The sequence below is a fragment of the Corallococcus sp. AB018 genome (assembly GCF_003986945.1).
Lineage (GTDB): Bacteria > Myxococcota > Myxococcia > Myxococcales > Myxococcaceae > Corallococcus > Corallococcus exiguus.
In genome coordinates, this window is sequence record NZ_RAWR01000264.1 from 1 (window position 1) to 12,909 (window position 12,909).

Below are 12,909 nucleotides of genomic sequence, written 5' to 3' on the forward strand. Positions count from 1 at the left end.
GCAGGAGGAGGCGCCGCCCACCCCCGTGACGCCCCCGGAGAAGAAGGCCGAGTCGCCCGCGGCGGAGGCGGAGAACCAGGAGGCGCCCATCGTCATGCCCCTGGAGATCACGGAGACGCCCGCGCCCCGCGACCCGCTCGGCATTGAATCGCAGAGCGTGAAGGGCAACGTGCTCACGCTCAACGTCCGCCACGGCGGCGGCTGCAAGGAGCACCGCTACGGCCTCGCGTGGGACGGGCGCTTCACCAAGACGGCCGCGGGCGAGCCGCGCGCGGAGCTCACGCTGCTCCACGACGCGAACAACGACCGGTGCAAGGCGATGGTCTACAAGGAGCTGGCCTTTGACTTGTCCACGCTGAAGCAGGAGTGGAGCGAGAAGGGCCACGGCGACCACGCCACGCTCCACCTGGACTTCAACGGCGTGCCGGACCAGTCCGCCAACTTCAAGTTCTGACAGGTGCATGACCCTGCGCGAGGAGGTCCTCGCGCAGGCGCGTCAGCACCTTGCCCAGCAGGTTCAGCCCCCGCCACGTGGACGGGTCCTGGATGCGCGGGTCCTCCGCGGAGAGCCCCACGCCCCAGATGCGGTCCAGGGGACTGGCCTCCACCAGCTCCGTGCCCGCCGTGGCGAGCAGCGCCTCCAGGAGGTGCGGGTGCTGGGTGAACTTCGCGTGGTTGCCCTCGTAGACGATGCGCTCACGCTCGCGCTCCCAGAGGGCCGCGTCGAACGGGGTCACCTTGCGGCCCAGCGCCTTGTGCTGCTTGGGCGTAGCGGCGCACAGCATCTGCTCCAGCACGCGCGTGTCACCGAACAGGCGCGCCTTGCCCGCCATCATGTACTGCTCCGCGCAGGTGTAGCGCACGCCGTCCACCGTGAAGACGGAGGGGTGCCACTGCGAGAAGAAGGAGTCCTCCTTCCAGAAGAACGTGAACCGCGCCGTCGTCGTCGTGCCCATCCCAGGCCTCCTGAAATCTTCGTGTAATTATGACACGAACGTGCGGCGATGGAGGAACCTGACTGGGGGCCCTACAATGGCCGTCCGCTCCCCATGCGACTTCAAGAAGCCCAGAAGCTGTTGGACCGCTGTTTCACCGGTACGCGGGAGGGTGCGCCTCGCCTCCACGAGCCCTCGGACCCCCGCTTCGCGGAGCGGGGTGGCGCGGTGTGGCTGGAGTACCGCTGGTACGTGCGCGAGCGCGGCATCGCGGAGGTGTTCCTCAAGTGGGACCGGGTGCCGCCCGGCAACGAGAAGACGGTGGAGGCCACGGTGCTGCGCACGCACCTCTTGGGCCAGTCCCCCATGCTGTCCCAGCGCGCGCTGCGCACGGTGGAGGGCGGCACGCCCTCGCCGGAGCGGGTGCTGGACGTGCTCAAGAACGACGGCATCCGCCGCGAGTGCGTGGCCCGGGGCCGCACCACCGTGACGGTGGAGCACTGGGAGAGCCGGCGCCCCGCGGCGCTGCTGGACGAGGCGCGCTTCGCGGAGCTGGCCGCACCCCTGGAGGCGGAGGACTCCACGCCTGAGGGCCGTCACGAGGCCGTGCAACGGCTGGCGGACGCGGAGCGCAGTCCGCGCGTGCAGGACGTGCTCCTGCGGCTCGTCGCGCGCAAGCCGTCGCTGATGGCCCTGCGCATCCTGTCGGAGTGGGGTGAGGTGCAGGCCCGCGAGTACCTCCAGCGGGACCTGGCCGCCGTGAAGCCGGGCAACGCGGCGGACCTGTGGGCCCTCACCGCGTTGGACCGGCGCCTGGAGGCGTGGCAGTCGCTGGCGCGCCCTACGTAAGGCGCGCCAGCGGTGCGTCAGTGCGAGCCCACCCGGGGGCCCAGCACGTCGCGCAGCGCATCCGCGACGGTGAGCTTCGGGTCCCAGCCCAGCGCGCGCAGCTTGCCCGGGTCCGCCACGAGGCTGGGGATGTCCGAGGGGCGCAGCCGCGCCGGGTCCAGCTCGATGCTCGCCTGCACGCCGGACAGCTGGAGCATCTCCTCCAGCAGGCTGCGGATGGTGCGGCCCTCGCCGCTGCCCACGTTGTAGGCCTGGCCGGCCTCGCCCTTGAGCAGCAGCAGCCGGTACGCGTCCACCACGTCCTTCACATGGGAGAAGTCCCGGATGGCGTCCAGGTTGCCCGTGCGCAGGATGGGGTCCACCGTGCCCAGCGCGATGGCGCGGATCTGCGCCGCGAACGACGGCACCACGAAGGTGGGGTCCTGCCCCGCGCCCAGGTGGTTGAAGGGCCGGGCGAGGATGACCTCCATGCCGTAGCTGCGGAAGAACTGCTCTCCGGCCAGCTCCCCCGCGGACTTCGACGCCGCGTAGGGGCTGAGCGGCACGTGCCGGTGCGACTCCTCGGCGCGCGTTCCTTCCGCGACGGGGCCGTACACCTCACCGGAGCCCACCAGCAGCACTCGCGCCTTGGGGGCGCTCTCACGCAGGGCGGTGAGCAGGTGCACCACGCCCATGGTGTTCACCGCGAAGACGCGCGCGGGGTTCTGGTGGCTCTTGGCCACCGAGCTGAAGCCGGCCAGGTGCAGCACCGCGTCCGGCTTCACCTCGGAGACCGCCGCCTTGACCTTCGCCTCATCGGCGATGTCGAAGTGCAACGCGGTGCTGCTGATGCCCTCGCCGCGAGGCCCGTGCACCTCCACCACTTCATCGCCGGCCGCCCGAAGGGCAGCGCACGCATGACGGCCGACGAATCCATCCGCTCCCGTGACGAGGACGCGCATCTTACCGCTGTCCTGCCTTCACTCGCTCCAGGTCCGCGTCGACCATCATCTCCACGAGCTGCTTGAAGCGCACCGTGGGCTCCCAGCCGAGCTTCTCCTTGGCCTTGTCGTACTTGCCGATGAGCAGGTCCACCTCCGCGGGGCGCACGAACGCGGGGTCGATCTTCACGTGCTTCTGGTAGTCCAGGCCCACGCGCGAGAAGGCGATCTCCACCAGCTCCCGCACGGTGTGCGTCTCGTTGGTGGCGACGACGAAGTCCTCCGGCGTCTCCTGCTGGAGCATGCGCCACATGGCGTCCACGTAGTCGCCCGCGAAGCCCCAGTCGCGCTTGGCGTCCAGGTTGCCCATGGGCAGCGTGTCCTGGAGGCCCATCTTGATGCGCGCCACGTTGTACGTGACCTTGCGCGTGACGAACTCCAGGCCACGGCGGGGCGACTCGTGGTTGAAGAGGATGCCGCTCACCGCGAAGAGCTTGAAGGACTCGCGGTAGTTCACGGTGATGTGGTGGCCGTACGCCTTCGCCACGCCGTACGGGCTGCGCGGGTAGAAGGGCGTGTCCTCCGACTGCGGGACTTCCAGCACCTTGCCGAACATCTCGCTGGAGGACGCCTGGTAGAAGCGCACCTGCGGGCGGGTGTGGCGGATGGCCTCCAGCATCTTCGTCACGCCCAGCGCGGTGAACTCACCGGTGAGCACCGGCTGGTTCCAGCTGGTGGGCACGAAGGACTGTGCCGCCAGGTTGTAGACCTCGTCCGGCTGGGTGAGGTTCAAGAGCGCCGCGAGCGAGAACTGATCCAGCAGGTCGCCCTGGTGCAGCGTCACCTTTCCCTGCAGGTGCGCGATGCGCTCGAACTTCTCCTCGGAAGAGCGGCGCACCATGCCGTGCACCTCGTAGCCCTTCTTGAGGAGCAGCTCCGCCAGATAGCTGCCGTCCTGCCCCGTGATGCCAGTAATGAGTGCGCGCTTGGCCATGGCCCTTGTCTGTTCGCTGGGAGACGCTGTTCGTTGTACCCGAGGCTTTCGCCGTCTGCCAACCGTTCCAGGGTTTCAGGGAACTTGAAGAGTGACGTGCCCATGCCTAGGTAGGGAGCGACCTGCCCAGGAGCCGCCCATGCGCAACCTCTCCCTCCCTGCATTGACGGTCGTGCTCATGAGCACGGCGGCGGGGGCCCAGACGGCTCCCGTGGCGGTGCCCTACACCGTGCAGACCCAGCCCGGAGCGCGCTCCGGGGGCGGCACCGTGAACGACGTGGCCCTGTGGGTGAACCCGGCCGACCCGGCCGCGAGCCGACTCATCACGGCGGACCAGAACAACGGCCTGTTCACCTACGCCCTGGACGGCGGGGAGGTGCAGGGCAACACCGAGGGCACGTCCGTGAGCGTGGACGTGCTGGGCGGCTTCCCGCTGGCGGGCGGTACGAACGCGGCGCTGGTGCTCAGCGCCAACCCCACGCTGTCGGGGCTCGTTCCCTACGTGATGGATGCCACGGCGGATGGTGGCGGGCTCACCCGCCTGTCACCCACGGTGGCCCCGCTGGACGTGGGCGTCAGCTACGCGACGGTGCGGCTGGCCCGCGGGGCGGATGGGACCATCCAGGCCTTCGGTGGACTCGCGGCTGGCGGCCTGCGGCAGTTCGCGCTGACGCCCACCGACGGCGGCGTCACGGGGACCCCGGTGCGGGACATCCCGGCCGGTACGGTGCTGGGACTGGCGGTGGACCCGGCGTACCGCGCGCTCTACGTGGCGCAGCAGGGGCAGGGGCTCTACCGCTACGGCGCGGACGCGGACGCCGGCATCCTGGGCACGCAGGTGGTGGGCCTGGGGGACGGCGGCCTGACGTCCGTGGGGCGCCTCGCGCTGTACGAGGCGTCCGGGGTGGACGGCTACCTCGTGGCGACGGATCCGAGCGCGAACACCTTCGTCGTCTTCGACCGGCGCACGCTGGGCCGGGTGGGCGCGTTCCAACTGGTGCAGGACGGCGGCACGGACGCGGTGGAGCAGTCGCGCGGGCTGGTGGCCTACTCGGGCGCGCTGGGCACGGCCTTCCCGGAGGGGCTCTTCGTCGCGCATGACGGCGTCAGCAGCAGCACGTTGACCGACAACCTCAAGCTCACCTCGTGGGGCAACGTGGCGCGGGCGTTCTCGCCGCCGCTCATCATCGCGCAGCAGCCGGCGGACGGCGGCGTGGACGGCGGCGTGGACGGCGGCACCGGCAACGACGGCGGTGGCGGCGTCATCGTCAATCCGGGCGACGGCAACCCCAATGGCGGTGGCGGCGGGACCGACGACGACAGCGGCTGTGGGTGCACCAGCACGTCGGTGCCGGCCATCGCGACGCTGGGGCTGCTGGCCATGTCGCTCCTGGGCCGCCGGCGCCGGAGCTGACGCTCGAAGCGGGTTGAAAGCGACAGGGGGGCGGGATGAAGTGCGCGCCCCATGCGCTCCTTCCGTTCCTCCGTCCTCGCGCTCGCGGTGCTCGCCTCCGCCTGCAAGGGCGGCCCGACGCCCGCACCCGCCAACACCCCGCCCCCCGCGCCCGCCCCGGCCGAGCCCGTGCGGCTCACGGTGGTGGGCACCAACGACTTCCACGGTTGGGTGATGCCCCACCGCGCCACGCTGCCGGACGGGCAGAAGGTGGAGCAGGGGGGCGCGGCGCTGTTCGCGTCCTACGTGGCGCGGCTGCGTGAGGACAACCCGGGCGGCGTGCTGCTGGTGGACGGCGGCGACCTGTTCCAGGGGACGCTGGCGTCCAACCTGGGCGAGGGCGCCATCGTCGTCGACGTGTACAACCTGCTGGGCTACACGGCGGTCGCCATCGGCAACCACGAGTTCGACTACGGGCCGGTGGGCCCCGGGCCCGTGGCCACGCGTCCGGACGAGGACCCGCTGGGGGCGCTCAAGGCCCGCGTGGCGCAGGCCAGGTTCCCCTTCCTGTCCTCCAACGTACGCGAGAAGGACGGACGCCCCCTGGCGTGGCTGGGCAACGACGGCACCACGGTCGTCACCGTGAAGGGCGTGAAGGTGGGCCTGCTGGGCCTGTCCACGCTGCAGACGCCGCAGACGACCAACCCCGCGAACGTCGCGGGCCTGCGGTTCGAGTCCCTGGCCGACTCCGCGAAGCAGGCCGCGAAGTCGCTGCGCGAGCAGGGCGCGGAGGTGGTGGTCGCCATCGCGCACGCGGGCGGCAAGTGCACGGACCTGTCGAACCCGCGAGACACGTCCGGGTGCGAGCGCGACGACGGCGAAATCTACGCGGTGCTGGAGGCGCTGCCGAAGGGCGCGGTGGACGCGGTGGTGGCGGGCCACACGCACCAGGTCATGGGGCACTTCTTCGGCGACGTGCCGGTCATCGAGACGACGGGGCTCGCGCGCTCGTTCGGCGTGGTGGACCTCTTCGTGGATCCGGTGACCCACCGCGTGCTGCCCGAGCGCACGCGCATCAACGCCGCCATCCCGGTGTGCGGCGCCGTGGACGCCACGCTGAAGTCCTGTGATCCGCTGGTGCTGCGGGACGCGAAGGACGTGCGGCTGGTGCCGGCCACGTTCCTGGGCCAGCCAGTGACGCCGGACGCCCGCGTGGAGGCGCTGGTGGCCCCCGCGGAGGCGCGCGTGGAGGAGGAGCAGCGCCGCCCGGTGGGCGTGGAGACCCGGGCCCGCATGCCCCAGGTCTACGAGGGCGAGAGCGCGCTGGGCAACCTCATCGCGGACTCGATGCGGGAGGCGGCCCGCTCCGACGCGGCGGTGATGAACGCGGGCGGCATCCGGGCGGACCTGCCGCAGGGGCCGCTCACCTTCGGGAAGCTCTACGAAATCCTGCCCTTCGACAACACGCTCGCGGTGCTGGACCTGAGCGCGGACGAGCTGCGCCGCTTCCTGTCGCTGGCCTACGGCGGCCGCAAGGGCGTCTTCGCGGTGTCCGGCCTGGAGGTGACGCTGCGCGCGTGCCCGGGCCCGGAGCGCTTCCAGGGCGTGACGCTGCCGGGCGGCAAGCCGCTGAAGGCGAAGGCGACCTACCGGGTCGCGGTGCCGGACTTCCTCCTGCGCGGAGGTGACGGGGTGGGGCCCCTGACGTCCACGCTGCCACAGGAGCGTATCCACCTGTTGCAGGCGCAGGACCTGCGCGAGGTGCTCACCGAGTACGGCCGCGCCCACGGCAACGCGCTGAAGCCCCCGGCGCTCGGACGCGTGCACCTGGTGAAGGCGGCGGGCCCCTGCACGGACGCGAAGCCCTGAAAAAAGCGCGGCCGGCGTTGGAATTTTTCCCTCCGTGCTGATCCGCTGGGGCTGGATCGCGGCGCAACCCAGCGGAAGATCAGCACATGGCGCCCAGGGCCGAATTTTCGGCCTGGGATCAGTTTCCAACGGAGGGAAACCTCCCTACTCTAGGGCACGCGAGTTCCCTTGCAGGCGCGGCCCTGAGCCAGCGCGAGCAGGTTGGAGCCCGTGCGTGGGAGGGACAGAAGAAATGCTCTACAAAGTGACCCCGATGATGGTCCCCGCCGTGCCCGAGAAGAAAGAGGCACGCGAGCCGGGCCAGCCGCGCAAGCGGCGCAAGTCCTCCGTCTACGACGCCGACGGCCACGAGGTGTTGATCTCGCTGATGTGTCTGAAGTGCAAGACGCTCAAGCCGCTGGCGCAGTTCGGGCTGCGGAAGATGGCGGACGGCGCCATCCGCAACCAGCCGTGGTGCCGGGGCTGCCGCTCGGGCGCGGGCACGAAGAAGCCGAAGAAGGACGAGTCCCAGGCCGCCACCGTCCAGGTGCCCGCCGTCGCCGCCACGGAGCCCGTGCTCCAGGTCGTCGCCGCCGTGCCGCTCGACGCCGCGCCCGTGGCTCCGACGCTCGTCGACGCCCCGGCGGCCGACGCGACGCCCACCCCCCTGGTCTGATTCACCGCCTGGGATGATCCGCCCTGCTGGGGCGCGCACTGTTCGCGCCCCGCATGTGACGGATCTGCCCGGAGCCTCCGCTCGCTTCGAGCCTTCAGGAGGGTCTCTTCCCGCCGGGCGATGATCCGCCCGGCCGGCCCGCCTCCTGCTTCAGGACAGCCGCAGGCCCGCCGGCAGCGTATCGCCGAGCGCCCGGGCTTCGTCCGCCGCCTCCAGGGCCACCACCTCGCGCACCATCCGGACCCAGGTGTCGGAGGCCTTCGCGGCCACCAGCGCCTGGGCCGTGCGCTCGCGCAGCGCCGGATCCAGATCGCGCGTGCGGTCGCCGGTGAGGCGCGCGAGCTGGGCGGCGGCGAAGGGCGCGCCATCCACCTTGCGCAGATCCAGGGACAGGAGCAGCTCCAGCCACGCCTCCGCCGTCTCCACGTCCACGACCTTGTGGCTGCTGCCGTACAGCGGCACGCGCGCGCCCAGCCGGCCCAGGGCCCACGCCCACGGGCCGCCGGAGCGGGACTCGGCCTTCAGCCGCGCGGCGATCCACCGGCCCACCTCCGCCTTGTCGCCCGGCGCCAGGTGCTCCAGCGAGGCGGCGGTGCGGATCATCTCGTCCAACCCTTCCGGTTGGATGCCCTTCACCTTGCCGCCCTGCGTGGGCGCGTCCGGCGGCACGCGCCGGGCCAGGTGCGGCTGGAGGTAGCCGTACAGCTTCTGCTGCTGCGCTTCGGAGAGGCCTCCGGCGATGCGGCGCCACATCACCCAGAACTCCGTCCACACCGACTTGTCCGTGTGGTGCTGCACCAGCGCGTCGAAGAGGGTGAAGGTCTGCTCCGCGCGCCAGCTGTCCAGCGGGTAGCCGAAGCCGGGGCGCAGGCTGAAGCCGGTGAGGCTGTAGAAGACGCGCTCGTGGTCATCCGTGCGGCGGCGCTTGCTCGCGCCCGCGTAGAGCGTGCTCCACAGCTCGCGCAGCACGGGCACGCGCCACGTCTCGCGAGGGCCCAGCACCTTCTCCAGCGTGCGCGACAGCTGCTTCACGTCCTTGGGGCCCAGGGGCAGCGGCTTGTTGCCGTAGACGCGCTCCACGTTGTCCTTCGCCTCGGCGAAGCGCGCGGGCATGGACTCGGTGACGGTCAGCTCGTGCGAGCCCCCGGTGCCGCGCAGCTCGAACTCCAGGCGCCAGCGCTCGTCCGCGACGTCCGACACGCAGTACAGCTCCAGCGTGCCAATCTCCGTGAGCGCGGCCTGCAGGTGCACCGGCACGTCGCTGACCTTGCCGGACGCGCCCTTGAGCAGCGTGTGGATGGGCGGCAGCGGCTTCAGGTCCTCCGCCAGCGGCACCAGGTCCCCCGGCTTGTCGATGCGGTCGCTCGTCGTGGAGTAGAGCGCGAACTGCACCGGCCGGCCCAGGGTGAGCGTGAAGGGGCGCTCGCCCAGGTCCACCTTCTGACCCTCCTCGAAGCCGCGAGGAATCAGGCACAGCGTGGGCTGCTCCGCGCTGTCCGGGCCGCGCTGCAGACCCACGTAGTACGCGCGCGCCGCGCCACCGCCGATGCGCAGGCCGTGACCGCGCCGCACCAGCCCGTAGTACGCCGCGCCCCGAGCCACCGCGAGCTCCAGCGACTCGTGCTTGAGCAGCGGGATGCGCGGCGCCTGCGGCCACCACGCGGACAGCGCGTCCACCAGCCGCGCCGAAATCTGCGGCGAGTTGAAGACGCCGCCGTTGAGCAGGATGGCGTCCGGGCGGGGCAGGGCGCCTTCGTGCGACGGCGTCTCGCCCAGTGCCGTGAAGCCCGCCGCCGCGTGCTGCGCGAGGAATGCCGCCAGGTGCCGCGTGACGGCCGGGTCCTGCACGTACGGCAGGCCCAGCTCCTGGAGCGCCATGCGCGCCGCGCGCCGGGGCCGGTCCACAGGTGAGGACAGGGGGAAGAAGCCGTCCAGCACCAGCGCGTGCGCCTCGTCGCGGCCCAGCTCCGTGGACAGCGTGCCGCCCAAGAGCCGGCTGCCCTCGCCGATGAGCGACACCCCGTACTTCTCCGGCGGTGTTCGCCCCAGCAGCTCCTCCTTCGCGGTGCGCGCGGCCTGGATGGCCTGTGTCCACTGCGTGGCGGACAGGCGCCGGCCGTTCTGGGTGAGCTTCTCCTCCATGCGCCGGGCGAGCGCCGCGTCCATGTTGTCGCCGCCCAGCATCAGGTGGTCGCCCACCGCCAGCCGCCGCAGCATGGGCCCTTCCGGCGACACGCCCGCGTGCACCAGCGTGAAGTCCGTGGTGCCGCCGCCCACGTCCACCACCAGCACCAGCCGCACCTGGGACAGCGTCTGCTCCAGGTCCGAGCGGTGGCGCGCGGTGTAGTCGTAGAAGGCCGCCTGCGGCTCCTCCAGCAGCGTGAACTTCTCCAGCCCCGCCTTGCGCGCCGCGCTCACCGTGAGGGCGCGCGCCGCCTCGTCGAACGAAGCGGGGACGGTGATGACCACCTCCTGCTTCGCCAGGGGCTCGTCCGGGTGCGCGAAGTCCCACGCCCGGGCCATGTGCGTGAGCAGCAGGGCGGACGCGTCCACCGGGGACAGCTTCTGCACGTCCGCGGGCGCGCCCCACGGGAGGATGGGCGCGGAGCGGTCCACGCCCGGGTGACACAGCCAGCTCTTCGCGGACGACACGAGCCGGCCGGACACGCGCGCACCCTGCCAGCGGGCCAGCTCGCCCACGACATACGGGCCACCGTCATCGCCCCAGGGCAGGCGCAGCACCTCCGGGGCCAGCTCGTGGCCGGCGGGGACGTAGACGGTGGACGGCAGGAGGGCGCGGGGGGCCACCTCGCCCTGGCGGACGAGCTGGGGCAGGGGGAAGTCCTCGACGGGCGCCCCCGAGCCTTTGCCTGGATCCACGGATGCCACCGCGCAATGGGTGGTGCCCAGGTCGATGCCGACGATTCGCATACGCCTCCGGTGTGCGGGGCCCCTTCTACTCCTTCATGCGCACGTTGAGCTCCAGCTTCCAGCGCCCGGATCCGTTCTTCTCCAGGCACCGCAGCTCCAGCGTGCCCACCTCCGTCACCGCCGCCTGGAGGTTCACCGGCGTCAGGTCGCCAAAGGGCGTGGGCTGTCCGGGCAGCGTCGTCTCGAGGGGCGCCACCTCCTCCAGCCCCCCGGACGCCAGCTCCGACTCCACGTCCTCCACCATCTCGCCCACGCGGTCATCGCGCCGCACGGACGACGCGAAGAAGCGGAAGCTGGTGGGCTCGCCGGTGACGAGTCCGAACTCCTGCGGAGGCACGTCCGCCTGCGTCCCTTCCTCCATCCCGAAGGGCGCCACGCACAGCGCCTTCACCGGCGGCTCCATGCCCGGCACCGCCGGCATCGCCGTCTCCACGCCCACGTAGTAGGCGCGCGCAGTGCCGCCGCGGATGCGCAGGCCGTGCCCCTGACGCACCCAGCCGTAGTACGCCGCGCCGCGGGCCACCGCGAGGTCCAGGTCCGCTCCCTCCAGCTCCTTCGCCGGGGGCGCCCCTTCCGCGGCGAGCCACTGGTTGAGGACCTCCATCACGCGGCCCTTCAGCGGTCCGGCCTTGAAGACGCCGCCGTTGAAGAGCACCGCGGTGGGGTGCAGGAAGGCCTTGCCCGCCACGTCCACCGGCGAGTCCGAGCTGGCCGCCAGCGCCTGCGCCTGCCGGGTGAGGAAGGCCGCCAGATGCTTCGTCACGGCCGGATCCTGCGCGTACGGCAGTGCCATCTGAGCCAGGCCCGTGCGGCGCGCGGTGCGCGGAAGGTCCGCCACCTCCGTCACCGGGAAGAAGCCGTCCGTGAGGACGCGGTCCAGCTCCTCGCGCGTCAGCTCCGTGCGCAGCGTGCCGCCGATGAGCGACGAGCCCCGGCCCGGAATGGCGATGGGCACCTTGTCCACGGAAGCGTCCGCGTACAGCGTCTCCTTCGCCTGCCGGCACCCATAGGTGAGGCCGTTGAACTGCCACGCGTCCAGCTTGCGCCCGTCCGCCGCCATCCGCTGGTTGAGCGTGTGCGCCAGGGCGAGGTCCATGTTGTCGCCGCCCAGGAGGATGTGGTCGCCCACCGCCACGCGCAGCAGCTCCAGGTCGCCCTCGCGGTCCTTCACGGTGATGACGGAGAAGTCGGAAGTGCCGCCGCCCACGTCCACCACGAGGATGACTTCCCCGGGCTGCACCTGCCTGCGGAAGTTCTCCCCCATCGCCTCCAGCCACGCGTACAGCGCGGCCTGGGGCTCCTCGAGCAGGGTGATGTGCTCGAGGCCCGCCGCCTTCGCGGCCTCCAGCGTCAGGTCGCGCGCCGCCGCGTCGAAGGATGCCGGGACGGTGACGATGACCTCCTGCTTCGACAGCGCGTTGCCGGACTCCTCCTGCGCGCGGGCGAAGGTCTGGTCCCACGCCTCCTTCAGGTGGCGCAGGTAGCGCGCGGACGCATCCAGCGGCGACACGCGCTGCACCTCCGGCGGCGCCTGCCAGGGCAACAGCGCCGAGCGCCGGTCCACGCCCGGATGCGACAGCCAGCTCTTCGCGGACGACACCAGCCGCGTGGGCACCTTCGCCCCGTGTGAGCGGGCGAAGTCACCCACGATGACGCCCGGCTCCGGGCTCCACGGCAGCGCGAGGCTGCCCTCCGGGAACTCCTGCGCGCTGGGGAGGTAGAGGAAGGAGGGAAGCAGCGGGCGCGCTTCCACGGTGCCGGGCGCCGTCACCTGCGGCACGGGCAGCATGGACTGCGAAGGGCCGCGCGGCTTGCCGTCCTCGAGGTTGAAGTAGGACACCGCGGAGTGCGTGGTGCCCAGGTCGATGCCGATTGCGTATCGGGCCATATCGGTCAGGAACCCCGGGAAGGGGCCTTGTGGTTCCTCGAAGGGAAGGGGACTTCGGAGGATGCGCCGCCTGCTCCTCAGGCGGGCATCAGGCCAGCTCGACTTCCGCCGGCGCCAGCACGCGCGGCTCCATGGCGGGGCTGACCGTCGGGAACTTCACCTCCGTGGTCACCCAGCCGTGGTGCCGGAGCGTGCCGCCATAAGGAGGTTCACCGGCGACGTTGCCGGTGAGCCGGATGCGCTGCGCGTCGAAGCCCGGCGGCACCGTCACCTTGTCGCCCTCGCCCTGCGGCAGCACCGGCTGGAGCGTCAGGTACTGGTGCACCACCTTGCGGCAGCCCTCGTGGACGATGCGGGCCGCCGCGCCCACGTCCGCGTCCGGGAAGGCCGCGACGTTCTCCTGCACGAAGTCCAGGAAGCGGCCCTCGCGCTGGAGCATGGCCAGGAGCGACAGGGCGCTGGCGTGCTCGCGCTC

Annotated in this window: 11 protein-coding genes; 5 read left to right on the forward strand and 6 right to left on the reverse strand. The window is 71.7% G+C overall.

The genetic code is table 11. From position 1 onward, the window contains the following. The coding region (locus D7Y11_RS37435) for a NigD-like C-terminal domain-containing protein (RefSeq protein WP_126936068.1) at positions 1-454 on the forward strand (454 nt) is incomplete at its 5' end. Here D7Y11_RS37435 and D7Y11_RS37440 read toward each other — a convergent pair. Then, positions 444-956 (reverse strand): NADAR family protein, encoded by a 513-nt coding sequence (locus D7Y11_RS37440; protein WP_126936069.1) that lies wholly within the window; start codon positions 954-956, stop codon positions 444-446. The genes D7Y11_RS37435 and D7Y11_RS37440 overlap by 11 nt on opposite strands. 93 nt (positions 957-1,049) lie before the next feature. Between D7Y11_RS37440 and D7Y11_RS37445 the strand changes: the two genes are divergently transcribed. Then, entirely contained in the window at positions 1,050-1,784 is a 735-nt protein-coding gene (locus D7Y11_RS37445; RefSeq protein ID WP_233607517.1) for a hypothetical protein, read from the forward strand. A 17-nt stretch (positions 1,785-1,801) separates the two neighbouring features. On the opposite strand, the gene D7Y11_RS37450 is transcribed toward D7Y11_RS37445, so the two are convergent. Together D7Y11_RS37450 and gmd are read right to left on the reverse strand one after the other, a co-directional pair. Further along, positions 1,802-2,725 (reverse strand): GDP-mannose 4,6-dehydratase, encoded by a 924-nt coding sequence (locus D7Y11_RS37450; protein ID WP_120581035.1) that lies wholly within the window; start codon positions 2,723-2,725, stop codon positions 1,802-1,804. Position 2,726: 1 nt separating this feature from the next. Continuing rightward, the gene (gene gmd / locus D7Y11_RS37455) at positions 2,727-3,698 is read right to left on the reverse strand and encodes a GDP-mannose 4,6-dehydratase (protein ID WP_120581034.1); all 972 of its coding nucleotides are present in this window, start codon (positions 3,696-3,698) and stop codon (positions 2,727-2,729) included. Between the two features lie 139 nt (positions 3,699-3,837). Here gmd and D7Y11_RS37460 point away from each other — a divergent pair, with 139 nt between their 5' ends. From D7Y11_RS37460 to D7Y11_RS37470, 3 genes are all read left to right on the forward strand, one after another. After that, positions 3,838-5,112, forward strand: a complete 1,275-nt coding sequence (locus tag D7Y11_RS37460) for a myxosortase-dependent phytase-like phosphatase (RefSeq protein ID WP_120581033.1) — start codon at positions 3,838-3,840, stop codon at positions 5,110-5,112. A gap of 51 nt (positions 5,113-5,163) precedes the next feature. Then, positions 5,164-6,960 (forward strand): bifunctional UDP-sugar hydrolase/5'-nucleotidase, encoded by a 1,797-nt coding sequence (locus tag D7Y11_RS37465; protein WP_126936071.1) that lies wholly within the window; start codon positions 5,164-5,166, stop codon positions 6,958-6,960. Positions 6,961-7,192: 232 nt separating this feature from the next. After that, the gene (locus D7Y11_RS37470) at positions 7,193-7,615 is read left to right on the forward strand and encodes a hypothetical protein (protein WP_120581247.1); all 423 of its coding nucleotides are present in this window, start codon (positions 7,193-7,195) and stop codon (positions 7,613-7,615) included. A 150-nt stretch (positions 7,616-7,765) separates the two neighbouring features. Here D7Y11_RS37470 and D7Y11_RS37475 read toward each other — a convergent pair whose 3' ends face one another. The 3 genes from D7Y11_RS37475 to D7Y11_RS37485 form a co-directional block, all read right to left on the reverse strand. Then, on the reverse strand, positions 7,766-10,546 hold the full coding sequence (locus D7Y11_RS37475) for an Hsp70 family protein (RefSeq protein ID WP_126936072.1): 2,781 nt from the start codon (positions 10,544-10,546) through the stop codon (positions 7,766-7,768). Between the two features lie 25 nt (positions 10,547-10,571). Then, positions 10,572-12,434: an Hsp70 family protein gene (locus D7Y11_RS37480; protein WP_126936073.1), complete on the reverse strand. Its 1,863-nt coding sequence runs from the start codon at positions 12,432-12,434 to the stop codon at positions 10,572-10,574. An 88-nt stretch (positions 12,435-12,522) separates the two neighbouring features. After that, positions 12,523-12,909, reverse strand: a 387-nt coding sequence (locus D7Y11_RS37485; protein WP_147470195.1) for a DUF2760 domain-containing protein, incomplete at its 5' end; no start/stop codon positions are given.

Coding starts and splice junctions, on each gene's coding strand:
- D7Y11_RS37475 (WP_126936072.1), bottom strand. CDS start 10,546: ATGCGAATCGTCGGCATCGACCTGGGCACCACCCATTGCGCGGTGGCA.
- D7Y11_RS37450 (WP_120581035.1), bottom strand. CDS start 2,725: ATGCGCGTCCTCGTCACGGGAGCGGATGGATTCGTCGGCCGTCATGCG.
- gmd (WP_120581034.1), bottom strand. CDS start 3,698: ATGGCCAAGCGCGCACTCATTACTGGCATCACGGGGCAGGACGGCAGC.
- D7Y11_RS37480 (WP_126936073.1), bottom strand. CDS start 12,434: ATGGCCCGATACGCAATCGGCATCGACCTGGGCACCACGCACTCCGCG.
- D7Y11_RS37445 (WP_233607517.1), top strand. CDS start 1,050: ATGCGACTTCAAGAAGCCCAGAAGCTGTTGGACCGCTGTTTCACCGGT.
- D7Y11_RS37460 (WP_120581033.1), top strand. CDS start 3,838: ATGCGCAACCTCTCCCTCCCTGCATTGACGGTCGTGCTCATGAGCACG.
- D7Y11_RS37465 (WP_126936071.1), top strand. CDS start 5,164: ATGCGCTCCTTCCGTTCCTCCGTCCTCGCGCTCGCGGTGCTCGCCTCC.
- D7Y11_RS37470 (WP_120581247.1), top strand. CDS start 7,193: ATGCTCTACAAAGTGACCCCGATGATGGTCCCCGCCGTGCCCGAGAAG.
- D7Y11_RS37440 (WP_126936069.1), bottom strand. CDS start 956: ATGGGCACGACGACGACGGCGCGGTTCACGTTCTTCTGGAAGGAGGAC.